At 59.9% G+C, this 24,914-nt stretch carries 25 protein-coding genes; 16 read left to right on the top strand and 9 right to left on the bottom strand.

The genetic code is table 11. The features are described 5' to 3' along the window. Positions 1-72 precede the first annotated feature (72 nt). The 3 genes from kdpC (at position 73) to PVZ80_RS05630 (ending at position 4,137) form a co-directional block, all read left to right on the top strand. Entirely contained in the window at positions 73-624 is a 552-nt protein-coding gene (gene kdpC, locus PVZ80_RS05640) for a potassium-transporting ATPase subunit KdpC (protein ID WP_029527096.1), read from the top strand. A gap of 52 nt (positions 625-676) precedes the next feature. Further along, positions 677-3,328, top strand: a complete 2,652-nt coding sequence (locus PVZ80_RS05635) for a sensor histidine kinase (protein ID WP_016704351.1) — start codon at positions 677-679, stop codon at positions 3,326-3,328. Between the two features lie 113 nt (positions 3,329-3,441). Continuing rightward, a complete protein-coding gene (locus PVZ80_RS05630; RefSeq protein ID WP_009050149.1) occupies positions 3,442-4,137 on the top strand; it encodes a response regulator in 696 nt (231 codons plus the stop codon). 19 nt (positions 4,138-4,156) lie between these two features. Here the strand turns inward: PVZ80_RS05630 and PVZ80_RS05625 are convergent, their stop codons facing one another. Beyond that, positions 4,157-5,197 carry a patatin-like phospholipase family protein gene (locus tag PVZ80_RS05625; RefSeq protein ID WP_007931359.1) on the bottom strand — a complete coding sequence of 347 codons (1,041 nt, stop codon included), beginning with the start codon at positions 5,195-5,197 and terminating at the stop codon, positions 4,157-4,159. A 241-nt stretch (positions 5,198-5,438) separates the two neighbouring features. Here PVZ80_RS05625 and PVZ80_RS05620 point away from each other — a divergent pair, with 241 nt between their 5' ends. From PVZ80_RS05620 to PVZ80_RS05610, 3 genes are all read left to right on the top strand, one after another. Beyond that, the gene (locus PVZ80_RS05620; RefSeq protein ID WP_009050148.1) at positions 5,439-5,717 is read left to right on the top strand and encodes a hypothetical protein; all 279 of its coding nucleotides are present in this window, start codon (positions 5,439-5,441) and stop codon (positions 5,715-5,717) included. Positions 5,718-5,861: 144 nt separating this feature from the next. Then, entirely contained in the window at positions 5,862-6,629 is a 768-nt protein-coding gene (locus PVZ80_RS05615) for a CHAD domain-containing protein (protein ID WP_053269662.1), read from the top strand. A 107-nt stretch (positions 6,630-6,736) separates the two neighbouring features. Continuing rightward, complete coding sequence (locus PVZ80_RS05610) at positions 6,737-7,534, top strand: acyl-CoA thioesterase (protein ID WP_273863506.1); 798 nt, start codon at positions 6,737-6,739, stop codon at positions 7,532-7,534. A gap of 7 nt (positions 7,535-7,541) precedes the next feature. On the opposite strand, the gene PVZ80_RS05605 is transcribed toward PVZ80_RS05610, so the two are convergent. From PVZ80_RS05605 to PVZ80_RS05595, 3 genes are all read right to left on the bottom strand, one after another. Beyond that, positions 7,542-7,904, bottom strand: a complete 363-nt coding sequence (locus PVZ80_RS05605) for an Mpo1-like protein (protein WP_009050145.1) — start codon at positions 7,902-7,904, stop codon at positions 7,542-7,544. A 150-nt stretch (positions 7,905-8,054) separates the two neighbouring features. Beyond that, positions 8,055-9,536 (bottom strand): methyl-accepting chemotaxis protein, encoded by a 1,482-nt coding sequence (locus PVZ80_RS05600; RefSeq protein ID WP_273863505.1) that lies wholly within the window; start codon positions 9,534-9,536, stop codon positions 8,055-8,057. An 85-nt stretch (positions 9,537-9,621) separates the two neighbouring features. After that, positions 9,622-10,428, bottom strand: coding sequence for a TatD family hydrolase (locus PVZ80_RS05595; protein ID WP_273863504.1), 807 nt, complete (start codon positions 10,426-10,428; stop codon positions 9,622-9,624). Between the two features lie 236 nt (positions 10,429-10,664). Here PVZ80_RS05595 and PVZ80_RS05590 point away from each other — a divergent pair, with 236 nt between their 5' ends. The 3 genes from PVZ80_RS05590 to PVZ80_RS05580 all read left to right on the top strand — a co-directional run bounded on the left by PVZ80_RS05590 (position 10,665) and on the right by PVZ80_RS05580 (position 13,190). Then, positions 10,665-12,086: a transglycosylase SLT domain-containing protein gene (locus tag PVZ80_RS05590; protein ID WP_053269659.1), complete on the top strand. Its 1,422-nt coding sequence runs from the start codon at positions 10,665-10,667 to the stop codon at positions 12,084-12,086. Between the two features lie 102 nt (positions 12,087-12,188). Next, the gene (locus PVZ80_RS05585; protein WP_038577146.1) at positions 12,189-12,623 is read left to right on the top strand and encodes a DoxX family protein; all 435 of its coding nucleotides are present in this window, start codon (positions 12,189-12,191) and stop codon (positions 12,621-12,623) included. Positions 12,624-12,881: 258 nt separating this feature from the next. Beyond that, positions 12,882-13,190: a hypothetical protein gene (locus tag PVZ80_RS05580; RefSeq protein ID WP_009050140.1), complete on the top strand. Its 309-nt coding sequence runs from the start codon at positions 12,882-12,884 to the stop codon at positions 13,188-13,190. A gap of 87 nt (positions 13,191-13,277) precedes the next feature. On the opposite strand, the gene PVZ80_RS05575 is transcribed toward PVZ80_RS05580, so the two are convergent. Next, entirely contained in the window at positions 13,278-13,907 is a 630-nt protein-coding gene (locus PVZ80_RS05575) for a response regulator transcription factor (RefSeq protein ID WP_007931372.1), read from the bottom strand. A 146-nt stretch (positions 13,908-14,053) separates the two neighbouring features. Here PVZ80_RS05575 and PVZ80_RS05570 point away from each other — a divergent pair, with 146 nt between their 5' ends. From PVZ80_RS05570 to greB, 3 genes are all read left to right on the top strand, one after another. Further along, entirely contained in the window at positions 14,054-14,344 is a 291-nt protein-coding gene (locus PVZ80_RS05570; RefSeq protein ID WP_016704342.1) for a hypothetical protein, read from the top strand. 206 nt (positions 14,345-14,550) lie between these two features. Further along, positions 14,551-16,296: a hypothetical protein gene (locus tag PVZ80_RS05565; protein WP_273863533.1), complete on the top strand. Its 1,746-nt coding sequence runs from the start codon at positions 14,551-14,553 to the stop codon at positions 16,294-16,296. A gap of 379 nt (positions 16,297-16,675) precedes the next feature. Next, positions 16,676-17,149 (top strand): transcription elongation factor GreB, encoded by a 474-nt coding sequence (gene greB, locus PVZ80_RS05560; protein ID WP_009044968.1) that lies wholly within the window; start codon positions 16,676-16,678, stop codon positions 17,147-17,149. A gap of 16 nt (positions 17,150-17,165) precedes the next feature. Here greB and PVZ80_RS05555 read toward each other — a convergent pair whose 3' ends face one another. Together PVZ80_RS05555 and PVZ80_RS05550 are read right to left on the bottom strand one after the other, a co-directional pair. Next, positions 17,166-19,670: an ABC transporter permease gene (locus PVZ80_RS05555; RefSeq protein WP_009050137.1), complete on the bottom strand. Its 2,505-nt coding sequence runs from the start codon at positions 19,668-19,670 to the stop codon at positions 17,166-17,168. Next, entirely contained in the window at positions 19,670-20,353 is a 684-nt protein-coding gene (locus tag PVZ80_RS05550; RefSeq protein ID WP_009050136.1) for an ABC transporter ATP-binding protein, read from the bottom strand. Before PVZ80_RS05550 ends, PVZ80_RS05555 begins: the two co-directional genes overlap by 1 nt. A gap of 10 nt (positions 20,354-20,363) precedes the next feature. Between PVZ80_RS05550 and PVZ80_RS05545 the strand changes: the two genes are divergently transcribed. From PVZ80_RS05545 to PVZ80_RS05535, 3 genes are all read left to right on the top strand, one after another. Next, the gene (locus PVZ80_RS05545) at positions 20,364-20,969 is read left to right on the top strand and encodes an arylesterase (protein ID WP_016704338.1); all 606 of its coding nucleotides are present in this window, start codon (positions 20,364-20,366) and stop codon (positions 20,967-20,969) included. Between the two features lie 56 nt (positions 20,970-21,025). After that, a complete protein-coding gene (locus tag PVZ80_RS05540) occupies positions 21,026-21,319 on the top strand; it encodes a hypothetical protein (RefSeq protein ID WP_007931378.1) in 294 nt (97 codons plus the stop codon). A gap of 116 nt (positions 21,320-21,435) precedes the next feature. Further along, complete coding sequence (locus tag PVZ80_RS05535) at positions 21,436-22,404, top strand: L,D-transpeptidase family protein (protein ID WP_009044964.1); 969 nt, start codon at positions 21,436-21,438, stop codon at positions 22,402-22,404. A 126-nt stretch (positions 22,405-22,530) separates the two neighbouring features. On the opposite strand, the gene oprI is transcribed toward PVZ80_RS05535, so the two are convergent. Beyond that, positions 22,531-22,782, bottom strand: coding sequence for an outer membrane lipoprotei OprI (gene oprI / locus PVZ80_RS05530; protein ID WP_003448337.1), 252 nt, complete (start codon positions 22,780-22,782; stop codon positions 22,531-22,533). Positions 22,783-23,457: 675 nt separating this feature from the next. Here oprI and PVZ80_RS05525 point away from each other — a divergent pair. Then, on the top strand, positions 23,458-23,739 hold the full coding sequence (locus tag PVZ80_RS05525) for a GNAT family N-acetyltransferase (protein WP_007931380.1): 282 nt from the start codon (positions 23,458-23,460) through the stop codon (positions 23,737-23,739). 60 nt (positions 23,740-23,799) lie between these two features. On the opposite strand, the gene PVZ80_RS05520 is transcribed toward PVZ80_RS05525, so the two are convergent. Further along, a complete protein-coding gene (locus PVZ80_RS05520; protein WP_009044963.1) occupies positions 23,800-24,876 on the bottom strand; it encodes a 3-deoxy-7-phosphoheptulonate synthase in 1,077 nt (358 codons plus the stop codon). Positions 24,877-24,914 lie beyond the last annotated feature (38 nt).

The raw sequence follows: 24,914 nt of genomic DNA, 5'->3' as shown, positions 1-24,914 counted from the left end.
CGCACCGCATCGCCAGCAAGCGGGCTCCTACGGAGTTCGGGTAAACCTGTTAACCGAATCGAGGATTTGATGATGTCCACTGTATTGCGTCCGGCCCTGAGCCTGATTGTGTTGATGACCCTGATCACGGGCGTGGCCTATCCGCTGGTGGTCACCGGCGTGGCCCAGGTGGCGTTCCCGAAACAGGCCAATGGCAGCCTGGTGCTCGATGGCGTGGGCCAGGTCCGTGGTTCGGCCCTGATCGCCCAGGACTTCAGCGGCGACAGCTGGTTCCACCCGCGTCCATCGGCCGGGGCCTTTGCCACGGTGTCCAGCAGTGCGAGCAACCTGGCGCCGAGCAACCCGGCGCTGGCCACCCGTGTGATCGACGACGCCAACAAGCTGGTGGTACCAGGGCAGGGGCCGGTACCGCTGGCGTTGCTGACGACTTCGGGCAGCGGCCTGGATCCGCACTTGCCACCGGCGGCGATTAACTATCAACTGGCGCGGGTCGCGGCGGCGCGTAACCTGCCGGTCGCCACGCTGCAGCAACTGGTGGACGCTCATGTCGAGCAGCCTCTGGTCGGCCCGCCGGTGGTGAATGTGCTGGCCTTGAACATGGCGCTGGAAAAGCTCGCCCTGTAGCCAGCTGCTACAAGTCTGTATGTCGATGATTTGAGTCCAGAGAGAAAAATGCATGAGTGATTCCGGCCGCGCCGATGCCCTGTTAGCCGATCTGTCCCACGACGGCCGCGGCCGGCTCAAGGTCTTCCTCGGCGCCGCGCCGGGCGTCGGCAAGACCTACGCCATGTTGCAGGCGGCACACACGCAATTGCGCCAGGGAGTGAAGGTTTTGGCCGGGGTGGTTGAAACCCATGGCCGGGCGGAAACCGAAGCCTTGCTCGGCGGTTTGCCGCAACAGCCGCTGGTGCGTTCCGAATACCGCGGGGTGATGCTCGAAGAGATGGACCTCGACGGTTTGCTCAAGGCCAGACCCAAGCTGGTACTGGTGGATGAGCTGGCCCACACCAACGCCCCAGGCAGCCGGCACGCCAAGCGCTGGCAGGATATCCAGGAGTTGCTGGCGGCCGGTATCGACGTCTTCACCACGGTCAACGTGCAGCACCTGGAAAGCCTCAACGATCAGGTTCGCGGCATTACCGGGGTGCAGGTCCGCGAAACCTTGCCCGACTGGGTGCTGCAGGAAGCCTACGAATTGCTGCTGGTGGACTTGCCACCACGAGAACTGCTGGAGCGCCTGCGCGAAGGCAAGGTGTATGTGCCGGAGCAGGCCCGCGCGGCGATCGATGCGTTCTTCACCCAGACCAACCTCACGGCGCTGCGCGAGTTGGCGATGCAGGCCGCGGCGGCGCAGGTCGACGACGACCTGGCCCAGGGTTATCGCAAGCTCGGGCAGGCCGCGCCAGCGGTGCGCGGGCGCTTGCTGGTAGGGGTCGACGGCGATGCCCAGGCCGAGCGCCTGGTGCGCCATGCCAGCCATGTCGCCCGGCGGCGGCATCTGCCCTGGAGCCTGGTGCATGTGGATAACGGCCGAGTTCCCGACGAGCAATCCCGCCAGCGCCTGCAAAGCGCCCAGCAACTGGCCGAGCGCCTCGGTGGCGAGGTGGTCCTGCTGCGGGCCGGCGAGGTGGCGAAAACCCTGATCCAGCATGCCGCGGAGCGGCGCGCCAGCCTGGTGCTGGTGGGGCAGTCACGCAAGCGCCTGCGTCGCCGTTTGTTCGGTGGCGGTCTGGCGGCGCGCCTGCTGCGCAACGCCCAGGGTCTGGAAATCAACGTGCTCGACAGCGAGGATGAACCCGGCCAGCCGCGCCTGCGGGTGGAACGTTCGCTGGTCTGGTTCGACTACGCCCTGGCGGTGTTGGCGACAATCCTGGCGTCGGGGCTGTCGTGGGCAGTGGCGAGTGTGCTGGCGTTGCCGAATATCTCCCTGGTGTTCCTCGCCGCAGTGCTGCTGGTGGCAGTACGCAGCAGTCTCGGGCCGGCGCTGGTGTGTGCGGCCCTGTCATTCCTGACATACGATTTCCTGTTCATTCCACCGACGTTCTCCTTCGCCATCCAGCGCGAGGAAGACGTGCTGACGCTGCTGTTCTTCCTGTTGATGGCGGCCCTGACCGGCAACCTGGCGGCGCGCCAGCGTCGGCAATTGCAGGCATTGCGCGATACCCAGGAAGAAACCAGCGAGCTGCTGGACCTGTCGCGCAAACTCACCGCCGCTACCGACCGGCAGGCGGTGGTCAGTGCCGCGGCGCAGCATCTCAATGGCTGGAAGGAATTGCAGCTGTGCCTGCTCAATCGCGACGGGCAGGGTGGCTGGAAGGTCGAGACGGGCGGGCCCTTGCAGTTTTCCGAGTCCGAGCGGGCTGCCGCCGACTGGGCCTGGCAACACGATCAACCGGCGGGGATGGGCACTGGAACCCTGCCGTTCGGCCGCTGGTGGTGGTGGCCGTTGTCCGTCGATGAAGGTCCGCTGGGTTTGCTCGGGGTCTGCCCGAAGGAGGGCGAGGAACTCAACGCTCAGCGTCGACGCCTGTTGAGCGCCTTGAGCCAGCCCCTGGCCCAGGCCTTGGCCCGGGCACAGTTGGCCGAGGACCTGGAAGCGGCGCGCCTGCACGGCGAAACCGAGCAGTTGCGCAGTGCGCTGCTGGCCTCGGTGTCCCATGACTTGCGCACGCCGCTGACCTCGATGCGCGGCAGCATCGACAGCCTGCTGGCGCTGGGGGAGGCGATCCCCCTGGAAGACCGGCGTGAACTGCTCGAAGGCACGCGTGATGAGGCCGAGCGCCTGGATCGCTACATTCAGAATCTGCTGGACATGACCCGTCTCGGGCATGGGTCATTGAAGCTGGCGCGGGACTGGGTGGCGCCAGCCGATATCGTTGGCAGCGCGCTGAATCGCCTGCGGGTGGTGCTGGCGCCGCTGCGGGTCAGCACCGACCTGCCGGCCGAACTGCCGTTGCTTTTCGTGCATGCGGCGCTGATCGAACAGGCGCTGATCAATGTCCTGGAAAACGCTGCGCGTTTTTCGCCAGCCAACGGCCGCTTGCAACTGAGCGTCGGGACCAGCGACACCGAGTTGCTGTTTGCCGTGAGCGACGAAGGGCCGGGTATTCCGGTGGAGGATCGCCCGCGGATTTTCGACATGTTCTACACCGCCGCACGCGGCGATCGTGGCGGGCAGGGTACCGGCCTGGGGCTGGCGATCTGTCAGGGCATGGTCGGTGCCCATGGTGGGCGCATCACGGTGGGCGAGGGGATCGAGGGGCGTGGCACCTGCATCACCCTGTGCCTGCCGCTGCAGGCGCAACCCGAGCTTGAAGGAGAGGCCTGAGTGCCGGTAAAAAGCGTCAACCCAATGAGGCCAGGAGGGCCGCCCATGTTCTTTACAATCTACAGCGACGCCTGCGCTACTCTTGCGCCACTTATTTGCCTTGAACCGAAACCATGAGCCAGACCGCGACCATCCTGGTCATCGATGACGAACCGCAGATCCGCAAATTCCTGCGCATCAGCCTGGTGTCCCAGGGCTACAAAGTGCTTGAAGCCGGCACCGGCAACGAAGGCCTGGCCCAGGCGGCGTTGAACAAGCCGGACCTGCTGGTACTCGACCTCGGCCTGCCGGACATGGACGGGCAGCAGGTGCTGCGCGAGTTTCGCGAGTGGTCGGGTGTACCGGTGCTGGTGTTGTCGGTGCGGGCCAGCGAAGGGCAGAAGGTCGAAGCGCTGGACGGTGGCGCCAACGACTATGTGACCAAGCCCTTTGGCATCCAGGAGTTCCTGGCGCGTATTCGTGCCTTGTTGCGCCAGGCGCCCGTCGGCGAAGCGCAGGAAGCGGCCTTGAATTTCGGCCCGCTGACCGTGGACCTGGCGTATCGCCGGGTATTGCTCGACGGTGCCGAAGTGGCGCTGACGCGCAAGGAATACGCTGTGTTGGCGCAACTGGCGCGGCACCCGGGCCGGGTGATCACCCAGCAGCAACTGCTCAAGGATATCTGGGGGCCGACGCACACTGAGGACAGTCACTACCTGCGTATCGTGGTCGGCCATCTGCGGCAGAAGCTGGCGGACGATCCGACCCGGCCACGCTTTATCGTGACCGAGGCTGGCGTGGGGTACCGGTTACTGGGGGCGGAGGAGTGAGCGGGCTCGCGGCCCTCTTTCAATTCAGCTCGTTCTCGTAGCGGTCCAGGGTGTCGCTGGCAATCTCCCTCCCCAGTGCGATCAGCTCCGGAGCCTTGTAGAACTCGAAGAAGCGGCACACCCGCTTGGGTACGTTGATCAGGATGTCCGGCGGGTAGCCGGCGATCTTGTACTGCGCCAGCGAGGTCTGCATCACCTCGAAGCTCTGGTTGATCAGGTCCAGCAGGGACGCGGGGCCGACGTTATCGATAATGAACGAGCCGGTGGCCGATTTCGGGGCGCCGTCGGTTTCCGGAGCCGCGGCCGGTTGCTGGGCCTCGGGCTCGGCGGATTCGATCCAGGGGTTGCCGATGTCGGCCGCCTCGCTGCGCAGGGCTTCCTGTTCGAGCAGCAGCAGTTGTTCGGCTTGCTTGCGGCGAAAGGGCAGGTGCGAGCCCAGGGAGTTGATCAGGCTGTCGAAGCGGCTCTTGAAGGCGGCGGGGCGCTGGATCACCGGCAACTGGTAACGACGCTGGTTGGTCGAGTTGAGGTTGACGGCGATGATCAGGTCGCAGTGGCTGGAGACCACCGGGACGATCGGCAGCGGGTTGAGCAGGCCGCCGTCCACTAGCATGCGGTTGCCTTGCATGACCGGGGTGAACAGGCTGGGGATCGCCGCCGAAGCCCGCATGGCCTGGTGCAGGCAGCCTTCCTGGAACCAGATTTCCTGCTGGTTGGTCAGGTCGGTGGCCACAGCGGTGTAAGGGATGCGCAGGTCTTCGATATTGATTTCGCCGACGATCTTGCGGATCTGGCCGAATACTTTCTCTCCGCGTATCGCCCCCAGGCGAAAGCTGACGTCTACCAGCCGCAGCACATCCAGGTAGTCCAGGCTTTCGATCCAGCTGCGGTAGTCGTCCAGTTTGCCGGCGGCGTAGATGCCACCGACCACCGCCCCCATGGAACAACCTGCGACACAGGCAATGTCGTAACCACGTCTTTCGATTTCTTCAATCACCCCGATGTGGGCGTAACCCCGGGCACCACCAGAGCCCAGGACCAGTGCGACACGCTTCTTCATGACTCGATCCTTCGCCAGACAGGTTTCCACAATGCACCCATCGAGGGTTTCGGTTCAATCACTGATGCCTGCCCGGGCCTTGGGCAAAGGGATTTTTCCACTGTCTTGCCGCATGAGGTTATGCTCGCGCGACTATATTTTCCCTTGACGGGCCAAGGCACTTTTAGCGGCGGCGATCGTCTTAGGTTCACGATTGTTTTTTTGTTCAAGACTGTTTTCCCCCTACTTTGAGGTGTCATTGATGAAAGCCTGGATCTGTCTGCCGTTGATTGCATTGGTACTTGGTGGTTGTGCTGGCAAGACCGCCTATCGCGACAGCTGCGGTACGCAACTGGATGCGGCCTGGCATGAACTGGATCTGGCCAAGGCCGAAGGTTTTGCGGGAACGGTCAGTTATTCCAAAGCCCTGTCGCTGCTGACCGGGGCCAAGACCCAGCAGCAATTCGAAGCCTTCGAGGGCTGCACCAGAAAAGCCGAGAAGGCCCGTTTCTATATTCGTGAGTCGCGCGCCGGCCGCTGATCGCAAGGTCGCCGTTTGCCGCTAGACTGAAGAGCGCTCTTCAGTTTCCGTCTCGCAGGCGCCTTGGTTGCGCCTGCCTGTCATGCCAGGGCCCGGCCGCAGTCTTTGTGCTGCGGGCCGGGCCATTCGTTTCGGGAGTCAATGATGTCTGCCTTGGTTGATCAGTTGGTGGCTCAGGTGTTGGGGCTGGAGGTGCGCTTGCTGGCGTGCCAGGCGCGTTTGCAGGCGGTGACCGACCCCGAGGCGCTGCATGATCTGCGTACCACGGTGCGCCGCTTGCGCAGCCTGTTGCGAGCGCTGCGCGGCTTGCCCGGTGTCGAGCAACTGGAAGCGGCCGCCTCGGCGGTCGGGCAATTGACGACACCGTTGCGCGACCGCGAGGTCCTGGCCGCGTACCTGCATCAACATGACTATCATCAGGCCGCGGAGCGCCGCACCACGGGCCTGGCGGACGAGTATCGGACGGTGGCGGCGGGTGCCGAGCTCAAGCAATTGCTGCTGGTGCTGGATGCCTTCCCGCGCTTCCTGCGGGCGGCGCAACATCAGGAACTGTTGCGCGGTTTGCGCAAGCGCATTGAAAAGCGCCTGGCCAAGCAATGGAAAGCACTGGACCAGGCCCTGCATGATCCGGCTCATGACCGGCACCGTTTACGCCTGCTGATCAAACGTGTGCGCTACGCCGCCGAGGCTTACCCCGAACTTACCGAACTGTCGCCCAAGGCGGTCTCGCATTTGAAGGCTGCACAGGGCGCGCTGGGCGACTGGCATGATTGCTGGCAATGGCTGGCCCAGGCCGAACGGCAGGCGGACCTGTTGCCTTGTGTTCCGGTCTGGCACGCCACCATGCACAAGGCCGAAGCCCGTGCCGATCGGGTACTCGACAAGCTGAGCGCTGCCTGCTTCCGGAGCTGAAAGGCGTCTGGCGGCTTATCTGTCAGTCTTTTTGGCGGGAATAAGTGCTTTACCCTTATGCGCTGCTGGTTAAGATCCTCGAATCTTTCCTTTGACCAGAGGTGTTCATGCGCTTTTCCGATTTGCTCGATGCCGTCCGCCAACATCCGTTGGAACTGTCGATTCCAACCGAGTGGGCGCAGGGGCGGGCCAGTTTCGGCGGATTGGTAGCGGCTTTGCAGTATGAAACCATGCGCGCAAAAGTCCCCGCCGAGCGTCCGGTGCGTTCGTTGGCGATCACCTTTGTCGGTCCGGTCACCCCCGATGTGCCGGTCAGCTTTGAAGTCGAGGTGCTGCGCGAGGGCAAGGCCGTCAGCCAGGTGCTGGGGCGTGCGGTGCAGAACGGTCAGGTAGTGACCCTGGTGCAGGGTAGTTTTGGTGCCTCTCGGCCGTCCGAGGTGACGGTCGTCGCCGAGGAAGCGCCTGCCATGAAACATTGGGACGAATGCCCGGAGCTGCCTTACGTCAAGGACGTGACGCCGGAGTTCATGTGTCATCTGGCAATGCGCTGGAGCATCGGTGGCATGCCGTTCACTGGCAACAAGTCGCGAGACATGGGCGGCTGGGTGCGCCTGCGTGGCGACGTGAAGGAAGAACCCCTGACCGAAGCGCATATCCTTGCATTGGTGGACGCCTGGCCGCCGGCCTTGTTGCCGCATCTGACCAGTGTCGTTCCCGGCAGCACCCTGACCTGGACCATTGAATTCGTGCAGCCGCTGCTGGCGCTGAGCACCCTGGACTGGTGCAAGTACCGGGTGCATATCGAGCATGCCCGTGATGGTTATGGCCATGCGGCCGCGGCACTCTGGAGCGCGGAAGGTCAGTTGATTGCGCTCAGCCGGCAGACGGTAACCATCTTCGGCTGACACCCTCTCAATGCCGGTGGCGTTCGCGCCAGGCACGCCACCAGGCGCCGCTGAGAACGAAGCGTGGAAAGGTCACGAATTGTTCCACCAGCAGGCGCTGGACCGCATCCTTACGGTCACTGAACGGTTCGGCGGCTTGCGCCTCCAGGCTGTGGCCGTGGCGCTGCAGGCCCAAGGCTGCAATCAGGCCGACCACGCCGATGGCGACGTTGGTGAAGCTCAGACCGAATACCCCTGAAACCAGCAACAGGAAGCCGACGATGAACAGCGGCACCGCAATCAGGTGCAACACCAGGTTGGTCGGGTTGCGGTGGTTATGCGGGTAGGAGCGCCATTGCCAGGCGGGGAGGTTGGGGTGACGTTTACCCATGACGGTGATCCTTGATTCGTAGAAAGCTATGTATCAAGGATAGGTCTCGCGTGGGGCTTCGGCGAATCAAGGCTGGCTATGGGGACGATAGCTTGGCAAGGGTTTCGCCGCGGCAGGGAGGCTGATCCTGCCGCAACGAAACTCGCGGTTTTAAAGCTTCAACTGACCGATGGCCTTGCTCAACTCTCCGGCCAGGGTCGCCAGTTCGTTGCTGGTGGTCGCCGAGTCGACGGTCTGTTGCACGGTGTTTTCGGTGACGTCGCGAATACTCACCACGGCGCGATTCATTTCTTCCGCCACCTGACTTTGCTGCTCGGCGGCCACTGCAATCTGGGTATTGCTTTCACGCATCTGCGCCACGGCCGCGGTGATTTCCGCCAGCGCTGCGCCGGCTTCCTGTGCCTGCTGCACGCAATCGTCTGCCTTGAACGAGCTTTCCTGCATGAAGTCCACCGCGTCGCGGGTGCCGGCCTGCAGGGCGGAGACCATCCGGGTGATTTCGTCGGTGGAGGTCTGCACCCGTTTGGCGAGGTTGCGTACTTCATCGGCGACCACCGCAAACCCCCGGCCCATTTCACCGGCGCGCGCCGCTTCGATCGCGGCGTTGAGCGCCAGCAGGTTGGTCTGTTCGGCGATGCTGTGGATCACGTTGACCACGCCATTGATCTTCTGACTGTCCTCGGCCAGGCGCTGGATCATCTCGGCGGTCTGTTGCACGCCGGTGGAAAGCCCGGCGATGGACTTCTGCACGCGTCCCACCACTTCCTGGCCACTGCCGGCCAGGGCGTCGGCGGCCTGGGAGCGATCCCGGGTGGCTCCGGCGTGCTGGGCGATGTGATAGACGGTGGCGGACATTTCGTTGATCGCCGTCGCGGCCTGATCGGTTTCGCTTTGCTGGCCCAGCATGCCGTGACGCACGTCGTTCATGCTCGACGCCAGGCGCGCGGCGCCGATATCCAGTTGCCGGGCGGTGTTGGCGACGGTGTTGACCACCCGCTGGTAACCGGCCTGCATCGCGTTGAAGGCATTGGCCATCTGGCCGACCTCGTCAGTGCACGACAACGGCACGCGCGCCGACAGGTCGCCGGTTTTCTCCACATGCAGCATCACATCCTTGAGGGTGTTCAGTTGGCTGAGCAGGAAACGGATCAACAGTTGCGAAGCACCGAGCATCGCCAGCATCAGAATGAACACGGCCACCGCGTATTGGCTGAAGCGTTCGCTGAACACCTGCTGCAGGCTTGGCCCATGAGCAAGCACCGCAACCCGTTGGCTATCGGCCCGGGACAGCACGTACGCGCCGATCAGCGGGTTTTCGCCGAACAGCGGCATTTCATCGAAGGCCACCCACCCATTGGCGTTGCTCAACTCTGGCAGGGAGCGTTGGTCGAGGCTGGGGATCTGGCCGGCAGCGAAGCCCAGCAGGTTTTCAGCATTGGGTAGCGCTTGTCCGGAGGGCCATGCACCGAGCAGGTTGGCCTGGGCCCTGGCGTTTTTTTGTGAGGCCTGGCTACGCGCGTGTTGCTCCAGCTGGACGGCGTACAGGACCAGTAGCAGGGTGGTCACGAAGGCGACTGCATTGACCGCCCAGAACTTGTATTTCAGTGAGATATTGCTGAGCCAGGCACCCATGGAAGGTCTTCTCTGATTAAGCGGAACAGTATTGGCAAGGTGCCATTATTGTGCCGCTATGCAGAGAGTCAAATCTTGATATGCGTCAAGCAATCTCGGGCAAGGCGAAGAAGGCTCGGGCGCTGGCGGTACTGTGGGATGCCAGCTCTTCCTGGCTCTCTCCGCGATGCAGGGCCACCTCGCGCAATACCTCTGTCAGGTAGGCCGGTTCGTTGCGACCGTTCTTCGGTTTGGGGCGCAGGCTGCGCGGCAATAGATAGGGGGCGTCGCTTTCGAGCATCAGGCGGCCGCGGGGAATCTCTCGTACCAGAGGGTGCAAGTGAGTGCCGCGGCGTTCGTCGCAGATCCACCCGGTGATGCCAATGTGCAGATCGAGGTCCAGGTAGTTGAACAGCGCGCGCTGTTCGCCGGTGAAGCAATGCACCACCGCGGCCGGCAAGCGGTCTCGGAAATCGCGGACTATTTCCAGCAGGCGCTGGCTGGCGTCGCGCTCGTGGAGAAAGACCGGCAGTTGCAGTTCAACGGCCAGGGCCAAGTGTTCCTCCAGTACTTTTTCCTGTTGCGGGCGAGGGGAGAAGTCCCGATTGAAGTCCAGGCCACATTCGCCCACGGTTTTGACGCTGCTTTCCTTGAGCAGGCTGCGCAGGCGCTGGGCACTGTCGGCATTCCAGTCGCTGGCGCAATGCGGATGAATACCGGCGGTAGAGAACAGTTGGCGGCCGCTTTCGTCCAGTTGCCGCGACAGCTCGAGCGCCTGTTCGCTGCCTTCGACGCTGGTGCCGGTGAGCACCAATTGGCAGACACCGGCGGCATAGGCTCGGTCCAGTACTGCGCGATGTTTTTCGGCGAAACTCGGGTTGGTCAGGTTGACGCCGATATCGATGAGTTGCATGGTGCTATCTCCGCCTGCGGCCGGAAAGCATATCAGAGCTGTAGATTTATAAGAAAAGCCAAGAACTACAACGAGTTGGAGCTGTCTCTTGATGCCGGGAGAAAGGCCGCGGTTGGTTTGCCCGCCGAGGTTGTGCCAGTCTTTCGCATCTTGTCGGCGCTCTAGGCGCTCTGTTTCTGTCGCCCGATTTTTCGCCAGTGCTCGAAAACTCGGACAGTATTCTTCCCGGAGAGCGGATGACGCGACCCTCGGTTTTGCTAGCGTTGTGCTTGTCGTTGCTGCTGCCCCTGCCGGCGGTCGCGCGCTTGGCCGGCCCTCCGGAAGCCGCCGTAGCGGGCAAGGTCCGCGACCTGGCGGAAATTCGTAGCAGCCGAGTCCTGCGGGTGCTGGTCAACCAGAGTCGCAACAGCTCCGGTGAAGTCCAGGGCCAGGCCATCGGCGTCGAATACCACCGCCTGCGCGCCTTTGAGCAGTACCTCAATGGTCATGCCCGCGACGGGCAGGAAATCAGCCTCAAGATCATCCCCAAAGCCAAGGATCAATTGCTCGGTGCGTTGCAGCGCGGTGAGGGCGACCTGGTCGCTCCGGGAGAGTTGCTGGAGGCGCTGCCGGGGCAAGCGGTAAGCCCCAGTGAGCCGGTCGCCAGCAACGTGCCGTTGCTGCTGGTGGGAATCAAGGGTGAGCGGCGCTACACCCGACTTGAACAACTCTCCGGCAAGACCCTGGCGCTGACCACAGGCAGCGCCGCCGGGGAGGTGGTGAGCCAGATCAATCAGAAGCTGGCGCTGCATAAGCTGGCGCCGATCAAGGTCGAGTGGGTCGATCCGAGCCTGGCAGTCGAAGATGTCCTGGAAATGGTCCAGGGCGGGATCTTTCACCTGACCATCGTCGAGAAACCCATTGCCGAGCGCTGGGGCAAGGTCCTGCCGAAGCTGCGTTTCGATCGGCAACTGGTCATCAGCGAGCCAGGCGAGGAGCACTGGTTCGTGCGGCGCGACGCCTCGATGCTGCGGGCGAGCATCGATCGTTTCCTGAAGGTCTACAAGGCGCCGGCGGATCAGGACGTTGCCTTCTTGCGTATCTATCGGCGCCTGTATCAGGTGCATAACCCTTTGACCCGGGCCGACCGCCAGCGCCTGGAAAAGCTGCGCCCGGTATTACAGAAGCATGCCGATGCGCAGAGCATGGACTGGTTGAACCTGGCGGCCCTGGCCTTCAAGGAGTCGTCGTTGCAACCCACTGCCAGGAGCGGCAGCGGCCCGACCGGCCTGATGCAGATCACCCCGTCAGCCGCCCAGCGGGTAGGGGTCAATAACATTCAGACTCTTGATAACAATGTGTTGGCCGGAGCCAAGTACCTGGCATTGATCCGGCGCAAGTTCTTTTCCAGCCCCAAGCTCAACGAACGCGAGCGCATGGCGTTCGTCTTGGCGGCCTACAACATGGGGCCGGAGCGTGTGCAGGGGATGCGCACCGAAGCCCGGCGGCGCGGGCTGAACCCCAATCAGTGGTTTTTCCAGGTCGAGCGCATTGCCATGGAACAGGTCGGAATGGGCGCCGTCAGCTATGTTAATAGCGTCAACAAATACTATTTGGCGTTTGACCGGGAACGCGAATCGTTGGAGCCGCAAGCGCGTAAGGTCGTCTCACGAAAATAATCGAAAAAATAGATTGTTATCTTGCTATTTTTGCACTTTTAACATGAATTTTTATGATTAATATAGCGACCCAATACCCAACACCACAAAGGACTACACAGCATGAGCACACTGATCAAAACCGTACTGAGCACCCGTGCAGGCTATGGCCTGACGGTCCTGCGAGTTTTTGTCGGCATCATTTTCGCCGCACACGGCGCGCAAAAGCTTTTTGGCCTGTTTGGCGGTTACGGATTGGCAGGGACGGCACAGTGGATGGAGAGCATCGGCCTGGCGCCGGGGCATTTGATGGCGTTGCTGGCGGGCGGTACCGAGTTCTTTGGCGGTCTGGCGCTGATTATCGGTCTGTTGGCACGTCCTGCCGCACTGGGGTTGAGCTTCACCTTGCTGGTGGCGATTTTCTCCGTACACATCAGCAATGGCCTGTTCATGGCGAACAATGGTTATGAGTTCGCCCTGGCTCTGCTCGGCGGCACCATTGCGGTTCTGATCGAAGGCGCGGGCAAGTTGTCACTCGATGCCGCGATTGCCAAGTAACTTCCGGCAAACACTCAAAGGCCCGCTTGTAGCGGGCCTTTTTCGTTGCTGATTTCGTTGTGGGGGATTCTTGACACTACCCGGTCGGCTTCTCTAGGATTGTTGCCCATGCGCCGATTTAAACAGCTACTTGCGGGGCGCCAGGTGATTCGGAATATCACCGATAGAAGCTCTACAGGCTTCGAAATACCGCTAAAGCGCTGGTTCGGTGTTGCCTCTCACCTGCCCGGCAGAAAATTGAGGCAGAGACACGACACGATGAATGCACTCCACCCTCCCGTACGTCTTGCGCCAATCACGGCGAATCTTGTTCAGCGCAATCCAAAAATTCTTCTTGGCGGCACACACCAGCCGACACTGCTGCGTTATCTCGATGGCTGGCCACGTCGCAGCACAGGCCCTTCAGCCTTTCTGATCCAGTTCATTGAAGATGGCGAGTCCCTGGCACGTTTTGCCAACGACAGTTTTGACCTTGCGGTGATACAGGCCCCCAGTGCGGAAAATGCCGCCGAAGTCATCCGACATCTGACCCGCGTGGCTCGACAGGGGCTGATCACCCGCAGGTAAGTAGCGTAGGGGATCAATCCGGCTGTCGAGGTGGGTGTTTCCTGAGGCTTCTGAATCCTGGCTGAAGGCTCCATCGATATCAGGGCTTCAAACGACGGAGTTGCGTTTGGCCAGCTCCGCCAGTGCTACCAGATTGGAAACGTTGAACCGTTTTAGCAGCCTGACCTTGTAGGTACTCACCGTCTTGTGGCTGATCAGCAGCGCATCCGCGATTTTCTGATTATTCAGGCCGCTTGCCAGCAGTTTCAGGACGGTGATTTCCCGGTCGGTCAGTTGGGCAATCAAGACACTTTCCTGGCAGGCGGCGTTTGTATTCTGTTGCAAGGTGCTGATCGTATCTTCGGGGAAGTAGCTATACCCCGATAGGATGGCTTTTACCGCATTAGCCAGTTCGTTCAGGTTATCGTTCTTGCACAGGAAGCCGGCTGCACCGGCCTGCAAACAGCGCAAGGCGAAATTCTTGGAGTTGCTGGAGGTCAGCACCAGCGTCTTTATCGGCAGTCCAGCGGACTTTATGTGGGAAATAACGGAAAACCCGTCGAGGTTGGGTATGTTCAAGTCCAGGATGAGCAGGTCCGGAAGATGCTTGCGTACCAACTGGACAGCGTCCGCGCCATTGTCCGCTTCGGCGACGATGTTGTGTTCATGAGGCTCCAGAACGGTTCTTATTGCGAGTCGAATCAACGGATGGTCGTCGACGATGATGATACTTCCCATGCAAGGCATCTCAATATTTAGGTGGAGGGTGCTTTTCGTATTTTATCCGAGCACTCTGAAAACTAAATCAGACGAATCTGATAGTTGTCATTGAGTGTCTAAGTTATGGTTGAGCACAGTTTTAATCTGGAAAAGACTAGCTCTCCATGCACGTTATTATCTTTAGACCGGCCCAGCTTAAAGGCTCCTGGTTATTTAATCTGCTTTTGCGTCTTGATCGTTTCATTTATTGGTTTGCCCCTTCTCTGGCTATGTTGACGGGGGCAGCTGGCATCGCGTTGTGTTTTCTAGCCTGGCAGCAGCAACTGATATTGACAGGGGTAGGTGGAGCACTCCTGATACTGATGGCAGCAGGAATAACCATGCTCTGGTCGAATTATGAGTGGTGGCTGTTTAAGCTCAGCCCGCAGAAAGGGTTGAATATTCCTCTTAAGTAAAATCTGAGCTGAAATATTGATGCAGTAATTTTATCTGTCATGTTTTTAAGATATTTCAATGTGACTCTCGTCGCTGTGTGATTCGGCGGCTTGTCGACGGTATCGGATAGTTCTACTTGAGGATCGGAAATGTCTGGTTTCCGGGTAGGTGTTGTAAGGTGTATTTTTTGCTCCTTGCGATATATATAACGGAGCCTGAGCCAGTGATGCTGCTACGAACTATTTCCATTAAAAATGCAGAGCAGGAAGTGCTGAACGGTGCGGTGCTCTGTAGCTTTGCAATTCCTATGCTGAGCCATAATTTTCTTGCTTATAGCTTGAATGAGGGGGCTGAAGTTGGAGAGTCGCGAGTTTATCTGGCGATGCTAAATAAGGCGGGGAAGAGTTATTCACTGAGCTCGATTGAGGCCGAGGAAGATTGGCGTCAGGTTATTCAAGTCTTCAAGGATATAGTCACCCATGCGAGCCTGCCTGAGGGGCGACAGCAAGGTGCTGGTAGTAGTACCGATATTCCTTACCATCTGATTGACCTTAAGGATTGTGTGATACCGACAGGAAACCTATCGGATCATCGTTCACTCACCATCAAGAAAAATCTGGTGATGAAGCTTATCTCGTCAGAAGCCTCGGTTGCTTGCCTGCCTGCAATTGACAGCGCTGAACTCGGAGTTCCTGCGCTCGATGCCTATATTTTGATGACTTCTCAATCTACTCCTGCTGCACAGGCTGTCGCGGAGTGTATAGAAGATGAGGTTTCTGATTCGAATGAGCATTGCTCGCCAGGAAGCGTTGAGGATCTTGGAGGCGATGCACTCGATGGTGCTCCATCCGGGTTCGCTTCGATTGGAAATCCAGAAGAGCTCTCTCAAAAAACAGAAGAAGCTGAGACTGAAGTAGAGAAGGTTCTTACTGATGTTTCATTATTTACCGAGAGTTTTCAACACGATATGACTGAAATGCTGACTGCGAATACCGAAAAATATGTCGACTCCTCTGAAAGTGATGCTCCCTTGTCTGGCCATTTGACGCCTGAGGTTGTCGCTGACCACTCTGCCAACTCGGAGGCCGACATTGGACGCCTGTCCCAAGGTATACAGAGCACATTGGCTGGCTTGGCGGAGGTGGTTCGCGATTTGGCCTCGGAGGAAGAGATGAAGTTAATCCAGAGTGATGAGTTCGACCTGTCGATATCTGACAGTGTTCCAACTTTGATGGATAGGCAGGTTCAGGCTACCGCAGATATTGATCAATCCGCTCAAGTTGCTGGGGATGTAACACAGGATGAGGTGGCTGATTGCTCAATTCCCTTAGAGAGCTCATTGGATGAAGCACAGTTTCTGATGGCGACGCTTCCTGAGGCTGAAACTGCGCTTCAGGGGGCGGATACCGATCATCTACTTCTTGATGTGGAAAGCACTTTGTCGAATCTTGCACTTATGGCGCAGGAGTTGACGCAGCAAAAATTGGTTGCGGTGAAACAACAGGAAGCTTTGGAGCTTTTGAAGGAACAGTTGCAAGAGCGAGAGCGTAAACTTCATGAAAAAGATGAGCACCTGCGCCAGCTACAAAGTCAGCTTCAGCAAGAGAAGATCGCGATCGATAAGTCCGCTGAGCATAATTCCCGAGTGATTGCGGAACGCAGTGCTGCGCTTCAACAGCTGGCTGAAAGTGTTGAGTCCAGAGAGCGAAGTGTTGCCCGGCGCTCTGAACTAATGCAGCTTGAGCAGCAACGTCTTGATGAAGTTTCCGCTAAGCAAAGTATCCGCGCAGCCGAACTGGAAAAGAGAGACATCGGAATCCAGCAAAAAAATGCAGAGCTGGTAGAAAGGTTAACGCAGTTGTCCAGCACCCGTAAGAAACTCAGCAATATTGTAAAAGGCTTCAATGAGACGGTGACCTTCAATAATAGCCTGCATAGCATATCCAGTACATTGCTCAGCGATGATGAGTAAAGCGCTTCTGCTGGAATTACAGTTCTCTTTTTTAGTGTGTTGGGTATTTCAATAAAGCCGTATTTGACCTGTGTGAAAAGGCGGATAGTGCAGTCAAACGGCGCAAACTGGAGAGGACTGATGGGGCGTATCCGGGTTTAGATATGTGCATTCTGATGTGGATTCGCACGTGGGTTTGATGCCCTATTGACCAAGCGCGACCGCTTTTTCGTACAACGCCCAAGCGGTAGTGTTATCGGCTTGTTCATTCTGGATAGGGTATCCCCGTGAGGAGGTGTGCTGCAGGTGGGTTTATCTCGCCTAGCATTGGTTCTCAAGGTCTCGATTCAACCATAATGCTGAACTGGCTCATAAGGCTCTGCATGGGGGATTTAACCAATTGAGTACCAAGCTCATTACGCAGGAAGGTTTCGAGGCTCTGAAAAACGAGCTGGATTACCTGTGGCGGGAGAAGCGTCCGGATGTGACGCAGAAAGTCACCTGGGCGGCCTCCCTGGGGGACAGGAGTGAAAATGCGGACTATCAATACAACAAGAAACTCCTGAGGGAAATTGACCGTCGGGTTCGCTACTTGCGCAAGCGACTCGAAGACATGAAGGTCGTGTCTTATTCGCCGGAGCAGGAGGGCCGGGTGTTCTTCGGCGCCTGGGTTGATATCGAGAACGAAGAGGGCGAAACCAAGCGCTTCCGTATCGTCGGTTATGACGAGATATACGGGCAGAAGGATTACATCTCCATCGATTCGCCCATGGCTCGGGCACTCTTGAAGAAAGAAGTCGGCGACGAGGCGATAGTTCAGACGCCCGGCGGAGAAATGTGCTGGTGGATCAATCAGATCGAATACGTGAAATGACCTGCCTGCGAGGGGCTTACCCCTCGCGAAGTACTGTCAGCGGGCTGGCATTCAATGCCCGGCGCGTTCCATAGACACCGGCACCTCCGATCAGCAGAGCTCCGATAATGGGCAGGAGCAGCAGCCAGGGATGTGGATGCCAGGGCAGGTCGAAGGCAAAGCGATAGAGCACCAGGCTCACCAATTCCGATCCCAATGCGGCCAGTAGCCCGCTGACGGCTCCCAGCAGCCCGAACTCGATACGCCGGGCCTTGACCAGTAATTGTCGTTCCGCCCCCAGCGCCCGTAGCAGGGCGCCCTGACGAATACGCTCGTCCAGGGTGGCCTGCAGTCCGGAAAACAGCACGGCCATGCCGGCGGCGAGTACGAACAACAGCACGTATTCCACGGCCAGGGTGACCTGGGCCAGGATGCTGCGCAGTTGTTCGAGCAAGGCCTCCACTTGCAGGATGGTCACTGCCGGGAAGGCCCTGGACAGCTCGACTACCTGCTGGTCGTGGCCCGCAGCCAGATAGAAGCTGGTCAGGTAAGTGGCAGGCAAATCCCGCAGCGTGCCCGGCTGAAAGATCATGAAAAAGTTGGGCTGGAAATTGTCCCAGTTGATTTCCCGCAGGCTGGTCACCCTGGCCTCGCGATTGACTCCGCCGACGCTGAACGTCATCTGGTCGCCAAGTTTGAGTTTCAGGCTTTCGGCCACTTGGGCCTCGACCGAGACGCCAGGCAAATCCCCTTCGGGCTGTTGCGCCCACCACGAGCCGCTGGTGATCTTATTGCCTTCTGGCAGATCCGCGGCCCAGGTCAGGCTCAAGTCCCGCTGTACGGCGCGGTCGCCACTGGAGTCCTTGCTGACGATTTCCCGGACCGGTTCGCCGTTGATGCTGATCAGCCGCCCTGGCACTACCGGATACAGGGGCGCGGAAGGAGCGGAAAGCGCCACCAGCTTGTCGGTGAAGGCCTGCTTGTCCGCGGGCAGGATATTCAGGGCGAAATAGTTCGGCGCGTTTTTGGGCAACTGGTTTTGCCAGGTGTCGAGCAGTTCTCCACGCAACAGCGCAATCAGGGCCATCGATAGCAGGATCAGGCCGAAGGCCAGGGATTGTCCGGCAGCGGCCAAGGGATGCCGCAGTAACTGGCCCAAACCCAGGCGCCATGGCAGCGACGCCTTGGCCAGCAAGCGACGCAGACTTTGCAGGGCCAGCAGCAGTAATCCACCCAGAACCAGGGCGGCAATGACGCCGCCACCGAGCAAGGCGAAGGTCAACAGCAGATCCAGGCTCAGGCGCCACATGATCAGGCCCAGGGCCAGCAAGGCGGCGCCATACACCATCCAGGTGCTTGGGGGGATCGGCAGCAGGTCACGACGCAACACCCGCAAGGGCGGGACACGCCCCAGCGCCGCCAAGGGCGGCAGGGCGAACCCCCCAAGCGCCACCAGGCCGGTACCGATACCGGCGACGGCGGGGAGCAATCCGCCGGGAGGCACATCGGTTGGTAGCAGGTCATGCAGCAGATAAAACAGCCCAAGCTGGGCGAGCCAGCCGAGCAGCGCACCGACGATGCTGGCCAGGATGCCGAGCAGGGCCAGTTGCAAGGTGAACAGCAGCATGGTTTCCCGGCGGGACAAGCCCAGGCAGCGCAGCAGCGCGCTGGCGTCGAAGCGGCGGGAGGCGAAGCGCGCGGCGGACAGGGCAACTGCCACGCCTGCCAGCAGCACCGCCACCAGGCTGGCCATGTTCAAGTAGCGTTCCGCCTTGCCCAGGGCTCCGCCGATCTGGCGGTTGCCATCTCGGGCATCCTGCAGGCGCTGATTGGCCGCCAGGCCAGGCTTGATCAATTGGCGATAGGTTTCCAGGGCGCTTCCCGGGCCGCGCCAGAGTTCCTTGTAACTGACCCGGCTGCCGGGTTGCACCACGCCGGTGGCGTTCAGGTCGCTCAGGTTGATCAGTACCCTGGGTGTCAGGCTATAGAAGTTGCCGGCGCGATCCGGTTCGTAAGTCAGTACCCGGCTCAGGCGCAGGGTTTTCATCCCGACGTCGATGCTGTCGCCGATTTTCAGGTCCAGCGCGGTCAACAATCGGGCTTCGACCCAGGCTTCGCCTGGTTGTGGACCGCCGCCGATTTCTTCCGCCGCGTAAGGGGCCGGGGCACTTTTCAGCTGGCCGCGCAGCGGGTAGGCGTCGTCCGCGGCCTTGATACTGGACAACTGGATGCCATTGTCGGTGGCGATCACACTGGAGAACTCCACCACCTGCGCATGTTGCAGGCCCAGTTCCCGGCCGCTTTGGATCTGTTCGGGCCTTGCCGGAGAGCTGCTTTCCAGCAGCAGGTCCGCGCCGAGAAACTCCGTGGCGCGCAGCAGCATCGCGCCGTTGAGGCGCGCGCCGAAATAGCCGATGGCAGTGCTGGCGGCTACCGCCACTACCAGGGCGAAGAACAATACCCGCAGTTCTCCGGCGCGGGCGTCGCGCAGAAGTTGGCGAACGGCAAGGCTGAACAGGCGCAACAGCGGCAGGCGTGCCATCAAGGCTCCAGGGGGGCGACCAGCAGGCCGGCTTCAAGGCGGATCAGGCGCCGGCAACGATGGGCCAGGCGTTCATCGTGAGTGACCAGGACCAGCGTCGTGCCGCTTTCCTTGTTCAGATCGAACAGCAGGTCGCTGATGCGCTCACCGGTGTGGCTGTCGAGGTTGCCGGTCGGCTCGTCGGCGAACAGCACGTCAGGCTCGGCGGCGAAGGCGCGGGCGATGGCTACCCGCTGTTGTTCGCCACCGGAGAGCTGGCGAGGCGAGTGGCTCAGGCGTTGCCCGAGCCCGACGCGCTGGAGCAGTTCGGTCGCACGCTCGCGGGCATCACGGCGGCCATCCAGCTCCAGGGGCAACATCACGTTCTCCAGGGCATTGAGGCTGTCGAGCAGTTGGAACGACTGGAAGACGAAGCCCACATGCTCGGCGCGGATTCGGGCGCGCTGGTCTTCGTCCAATGTGCCGAGGCTGCGGCCGGCCAGGGTGACCTCACCGCTGCTGGGCAGGTCGAGCCCGGCCAGCAGGCCGAGCAGGGTGGATTTTCCGGAGCCGGAACTGCCGACGATGGCCAGGCTGTCGCCTTTGTTCAGTTCCAGGCTGAGTTCGTGCAGGATGGTCAGTTCACCTTCCGCGCTGGGAACCACTTTGCTAAGGTTCCGCGCAGTGAGAATGCTTGCGCCCATGGAGAATCCGATGCGTGTGTGGTTTTTGAGTGCTGGCCTGGCCTTGATGTGCATGGCCCAGAACGCAGCGGCGGGTACAGTCCTGATCGTTGGCGATAGTATCAGCGCGGCTTTCGGCCTGGATACCCGGCAGGGGTGGGTGGCATTGCTCGAGCAGCGGCTCAAGAGCGAAGGTTTCGACGATAAGGTGGTCAATGCTTCCATCAGCGGCGACACCAGTGCAGGTGGCCAGGCGCGGCTGCCGGCGCTGCTTGCAGAGCACAAGCCGGAGCTGGTGATTCTCGAATTGGGCGGCAACGATGGCCTGCGCGGGCAACTGCCCACGCAATTGCAACAAAATCTTGCTTCGATGATCGACAGCTCCAAGGCCAGTGGTGCCAAGGTGCTGTTGCTTGGCATGCAGCTGCCACCCAATTACGGCGTGCGCTACACCCAGGCGTTTGCCGAGGTGTACAGCAAGCTCGCGAATGAAAAAAACGTGGCGCTGGTGCCGTTTTTTCTGGAAGGGGTCGGCGGTAATCCCGAGCTGATGCAGGCCGATGGCATCCACCCCGCGGTCGCTGCTCAGGGCAAGTTGCTGGAAAATGTCTGGCCGACGCTAAAACCGCTGCTTTGACGCTTTTCTACCGGCAGTGTTTCGGCTAATGTGGCGCCCCCGATTTGGAGCCCCCGATGCCGCGTCCCGCCTGGTCCCTGTTTGCCTACCAACTGATCGAGCCTGACGAACAGCTCGACCTGTTCGCCTGCCAGGAAGTCCGGGTGCATCTGGTGACGCGTCAGCTGGAGTTGGGCGGCTCAGCCGATCGCACGTTGTGCGGCACCTTGCTGCCTGCGCAACCGCGCTGGTCGAGTGTCGACCGGACCATTTTCCAGGACCAGCGCCTGTGTCCGTTGTGCCGGGCAATCCTCGAATCGCAAAAGCGCGGCACGCCGCCGATCTGGCCAGAGTTGCGTTTCGAACTGTAAGGCAGCAAGTTCTCGCCCGGCCCCCTTCTTGCGTTGATGCAGCTGTCGCTCCCGCAGCCACGGGGGCGGGTGTACAATCACTTTTTTACTCGTTGATCATGCGAAGGATTTTCCGGATGTTGCCGCGCTTTCCTGTCGTCACCCGTTGCCTGACGCTTGCCGCCTTCTGTGTGGCTGGCCCCGTTGCCGCATTGGAACTGCCTCTACCTCCACCGGGCGAAGATATCGTCGGTCAGGTACAGGTGATCAAGGCCAAGTACGAAGACACCTTTGCCGACCTGGGCACGACCTACGACCTGGGCTATTACGAGATGGTCGCGGCCAACCCGGGAGTCGATCCCTGGTTGCCGGGCGCAGGCACCGAAGTGGTGTTGCCGACGCGCTTCATCCTGCCGCCGGGACCTCGTGAAGGCATCGTGATCAACCTCGCCGAATATCGCCTCTACTACTACCCGAAAGGGCGGAACGTGGTGTACACCTTCCCCCTGGGTATCGGCCGGGAAGGTTGGGGGTCGCCGATCGCCCATACCAGCATCGTCGCCAAGACTCCGAATCCGACCTGGACGCCGCCTGCCTCGATCAAGGCCGAGCACGCGGCTGACGGTGACCCACTGCCGAACGTGGTGCCGGCGGGGCCGGACAACCCGTTGGGACCATTCAAGTTTACCCTGGGCACGCCGGGCTACCTGATCCACGGTTCGAACAAGAAGTTCGGTATCGGCATGCGAACCAGCCACGGCTGCTTCCGGATGTTCAACAACAACGTCCTGGAAATGGCCAGCATGGTGCCGGTGGGGACATCGGTGCGCATCCTCAACGATCCGTACAAGTTCGGTATCAGCGCTGGCAAAGTTTATCTGGAGGCTCATACGCCGCTCGATGACAAGGGCAATCCGTCGGTCGTGGACAAACACACCGCGGTGATCAACGCCTTGCTCAAGCGTGAAGACCTGGCCAATAACCTGCGGATGAATTGGGATGTAGTGCGCGACGTGGTGGCGGCCGAAGATGGTTTGCCAGTAGAGATCGCCATACCGACCAATGCACCGGTGGTATCGGCGGTGCCTATCGATATGCAGCAGTAACGGCTGGAACAGCAACCCGTCGATGCTTCAGGGTGTCGACGGGTTTTTTATTGCCACAAGAAAATCCGGGCAATAAAAAAGCCGACCCAATAAATGGGTCGGCTCGATAACAATCCCGAGGGATTATTACTTGCGGCTAGCTTTTTCCAGCATACGCAGAGCGCGCTCGTTAGCTTCGTCAGCAGTCTGTTGTGCTTTTTGAGCAGCAGCCAGAGCTTCATCAGCTTTACGGTAGGCTTCGTCTGCACGAGCCTGGGCACGAGCTGCTGCGTCTTCAGTTGCAGTCAGACGAGCTTCGGTTTCTTTGGATACGCTGCTGCAACCGGTAGCCAGAACTGCGGCCAGAGCCAGAGCAGAGAATTTCAGAACGTTGTTCATCGTGTTCCCCTTCAAGGACTTTCTATTAAGTAGCTATCTCATCCGAGTGATGAAATGGCCGGCGTACATACTACCCATTACTTGTAGTAAGTAAACTGACGTAGCGCAAGAAGCAAAAAAAATTCTAGGCGTTGAATCTTTTTCGAGCAACTTTTTATCGATCTGTATAAAAAATACGCAACCTTGTCACCCTGTTGGGAGCTTGCGCTTGTTAAGCGCATCTGCCGCAGAGTCCCTTTGCATGGCGCTCGCGGAGTGTAGGCTAAAGTCTATCTATATCGATTCGTCTACACTTTTGTTCAGAATCTGTGGGGCGCCTCACGCATCTTTGTCCATGTTGAGGTGACTTTAAATGGGTGGGCTCGTCTTAAATCTCAACATCCGGCGATGTTCAGGTTGTTGATCATCAGGTGGTTGGATCGAGTGCTTTGCATGTATCCGGGAACAGGTCCGGGGGAAGCATCGACACTAAACTGGCCTGATGCCGGTAGCTTGAATGCAAGCGTCCCTTGAGCATTGGTGCCAATGGTGCCTACTATTTGAAACGTGCTCGGTCATGCGAGAGCGGCAAGCTCTGCTCGGTGTCCAGACAGGCACGGGGTGGCGTAGTTGTTCCTTCGCCGGAAAAACATCGGTAAGGTAGGGGTCAGAATCCAAGACCCGCGAGGAGTAGTGATGAGCGAGGCGTTGTCCATCCACCATGACCAGGCTGGTCATCAATTCGAGACCAATGTGGACGGTCATCGTGCCTACCTGACCTATATGGACCTGGGTAAGCAGACCCTGGATATTTATCGGACGTTCGTGCCTAACGCGCTGCGCGGCCGTGGTATTGCTGCGGCACTGACCGAGCAGGCGTTGGAATATGCTGATCGCATGGGGTACACGGTGATTCCGTCGTGCTCATATGTGGAGCGCTACATGGAGCGCCATCAGCGCCACGCCGCGAAACTCTGAGCGGGGACACCAAAAAAAACGCCGGGCTTGGCCCGGCGTTTTTGTGTCTGCGATACGGGATCAGGTGCGAACCCGTTTAGGCAGGACGTCCTTGAGCTTGGCGTGCATGCTGCGCAAGGTTTTCTCGGTGCTTTCCCAATCGATGCAGGCATCGGTGATCGACACGCCGTATTGCAGTTCGGCCAGGTCCTTGGGAATGGCCTGGCAGCCCCAGTTCAGATGGCTTTCGACCATCAGACCGATGATCGACTGGTTGCCTTCGAGAATCTGGTTGGCCACGTTCTCCATTACCAGTGGCTGCAAGGCCGGATCCTTGTTGGAGTTGGCGTGGCTGCAGTCGACCATGATGTTCGGCTTGATCTTCGCCTTGTTCAGCGCCTGCTCGCAGAGGGCGACACTGACCGAGTCATAGTTCGGCTTGCCATTGCCACCGCGCAGAACCACGTGACCGTAGGCATTGCCCTTGGTGGTGACGATGGATACGCCACCTTCCTGGTTGATGCCGAGGAAACGGTGAGGGCTGGAAACCGATTGCAGGGCATTGATGGCAACGGTCAGGCCGCCGTCGGTGCCGTTCTTGAAACCTACTGCCGAAGATAGGCCGGAAGCCATCTCGCGGTGGGTCTGGGATTCGGTGGTACGCGCACCGATCGCCGACCAGCTGATCAGGTCCTGCAGGTATTGCGGGGAGATCGGGTCCAGCGCTTCGGTGGCGGTCGGCAGGCCCATCTCGGCCAGGTCCAGCAGCAGCTGGCGACCGATGTGCAGACCGTCCTGGATCTTGAACGAGTCGTCCAGGTACGGGTCGTTGATCAAGCCTTTCCAGCCAACGGTGGTCCGTGGTTTCTCGAAGTACACGCGCATCACCAGGTAAAGGGTGTCGGAGACTTCGGCGGCCAGGACTTTCAGGCGCTCGGCATACTCGTGGGCAGCCTTGATGTCGTGGATCGAGCAAGGGCCGATGACGACGAACAGACGGTGGTCGGTGCCGTCGAGAATATTGCGGATCACTTCGCGACCCTTGGTCACGGTGCGCAGGGCGGCGTCGCTCAGCGGAATGTCGCGCTTGAGCTGGTCGGGAGTGATCAGGGTTTCGTTGGAGGCGACGTTAAGGTCGTTGATCGGTAAATCAGCCATCGTGTTACTCGTCAGGTCACGGGTGCCGGCCGCCAGCG

This window comes from Pseudomonas sp. B3G-3 (genome assembly GCF_028640915.1).
In the GTDB taxonomy this organism is placed as follows: domain Bacteria; phylum Pseudomonadota; class Gammaproteobacteria; order Pseudomonadales; family Pseudomonadaceae; genus Aquipseudomonas; species Aquipseudomonas chlororaphis_I.
This window is presented reverse-complemented; position numbering and strand designations above follow the sequence as displayed.

What these genes read in the sequence shown, in the direction of transcription:
- kdpC (WP_029527096.1), top strand. Translation starts at nt 73, where the DNA reads ATGTCCACTGTATTGCGTCCGGCCCTGAGCCTGATTGTGTTGATGACC.
- PVZ80_RS05635 (WP_016704351.1), top strand. Translation starts at nt 677, where the DNA reads ATGAGTGATTCCGGCCGCGCCGATGCCCTGTTAGCCGATCTGTCCCAC.
- PVZ80_RS05630 (WP_009050149.1), top strand. Translation starts at nt 3,442, where the DNA reads ATGAGCCAGACCGCGACCATCCTGGTCATCGATGACGAACCGCAGATC.
- PVZ80_RS05625 (WP_007931359.1), bottom strand. Translation starts at nt 5,197, where the DNA reads ATGAAGAAGCGTGTCGCACTGGTCCTGGGCTCTGGTGGTGCCCGGGGT.
- PVZ80_RS05620 (WP_009050148.1), top strand. Translation starts at nt 5,439, where the DNA reads ATGAAAGCCTGGATCTGTCTGCCGTTGATTGCATTGGTACTTGGTGGT.
- PVZ80_RS05615 (WP_053269662.1), top strand. Translation starts at nt 5,862, where the DNA reads ATGTCTGCCTTGGTTGATCAGTTGGTGGCTCAGGTGTTGGGGCTGGAG.
- PVZ80_RS05610 (WP_273863506.1), top strand. Translation starts at nt 6,737, where the DNA reads ATGCGCTTTTCCGATTTGCTCGATGCCGTCCGCCAACATCCGTTGGAA.
- PVZ80_RS05605 (WP_009050145.1), bottom strand. Translation starts at nt 7,904, where the DNA reads ATGGGTAAACGTCACCCCAACCTCCCCGCCTGGCAATGGCGCTCCTAC.
- PVZ80_RS05600 (WP_273863505.1), bottom strand. Translation starts at nt 9,536, where the DNA reads ATGGGTGCCTGGCTCAGCAATATCTCACTGAAATACAAGTTCTGGGCG.
- PVZ80_RS05595 (WP_273863504.1), bottom strand. Translation starts at nt 10,428, where the DNA reads ATGCAACTCATCGATATCGGCGTCAACCTGACCAACCCGAGTTTCGCC.
- PVZ80_RS05590 (WP_053269659.1), top strand. Translation starts at nt 10,665, where the DNA reads ATGACGCGACCCTCGGTTTTGCTAGCGTTGTGCTTGTCGTTGCTGCTG.
- PVZ80_RS05585 (WP_038577146.1), top strand. Translation starts at nt 12,189, where the DNA reads ATGAGCACACTGATCAAAACCGTACTGAGCACCCGTGCAGGCTATGGC.
- PVZ80_RS05580 (WP_009050140.1), top strand. Translation starts at nt 12,882, where the DNA reads ATGAATGCACTCCACCCTCCCGTACGTCTTGCGCCAATCACGGCGAAT.
- PVZ80_RS05575 (WP_007931372.1), bottom strand. Translation starts at nt 13,907, where the DNA reads ATGGGAAGTATCATCATCGTCGACGACCATCCGTTGATTCGACTCGCA.
- PVZ80_RS05570 (WP_016704342.1), top strand. Translation starts at nt 14,054, where the DNA reads ATGCACGTTATTATCTTTAGACCGGCCCAGCTTAAAGGCTCCTGGTTA.
- PVZ80_RS05565 (WP_273863533.1), top strand. Translation starts at nt 14,551, where the DNA reads ATGCTGCTACGAACTATTTCCATTAAAAATGCAGAGCAGGAAGTGCTG.
- PVZ80_RS05555 (WP_009050137.1), bottom strand. Translation starts at nt 19,670, where the DNA reads ATGGCACGCCTGCCGCTGTTGCGCCTGTTCAGCCTTGCCGTTCGCCAA.
- PVZ80_RS05550 (WP_009050136.1), bottom strand. Translation starts at nt 20,353, where the DNA reads ATGGGCGCAAGCATTCTCACTGCGCGGAACCTTAGCAAAGTGGTTCCC.
- PVZ80_RS05545 (WP_016704338.1), top strand. Translation starts at nt 20,364, where the DNA reads ATGCGTGTGTGGTTTTTGAGTGCTGGCCTGGCCTTGATGTGCATGGCC.
- PVZ80_RS05540 (WP_007931378.1), top strand. Translation starts at nt 21,026, where the DNA reads ATGCCGCGTCCCGCCTGGTCCCTGTTTGCCTACCAACTGATCGAGCCT.
- PVZ80_RS05535 (WP_009044964.1), top strand. Translation starts at nt 21,436, where the DNA reads ATGTTGCCGCGCTTTCCTGTCGTCACCCGTTGCCTGACGCTTGCCGCC.
- oprI (WP_003448337.1), bottom strand. Translation starts at nt 22,782, where the DNA reads ATGAACAACGTTCTGAAATTCTCTGCTCTGGCTCTGGCCGCAGTTCTG.
- PVZ80_RS05525 (WP_007931380.1), top strand. Translation starts at nt 23,458, where the DNA reads ATGAGCGAGGCGTTGTCCATCCACCATGACCAGGCTGGTCATCAATTC.
- PVZ80_RS05520 (WP_009044963.1), bottom strand. Translation starts at nt 24,876, where the DNA reads ATGGCTGATTTACCGATCAACGACCTTAACGTCGCCTCCAACGAAACC.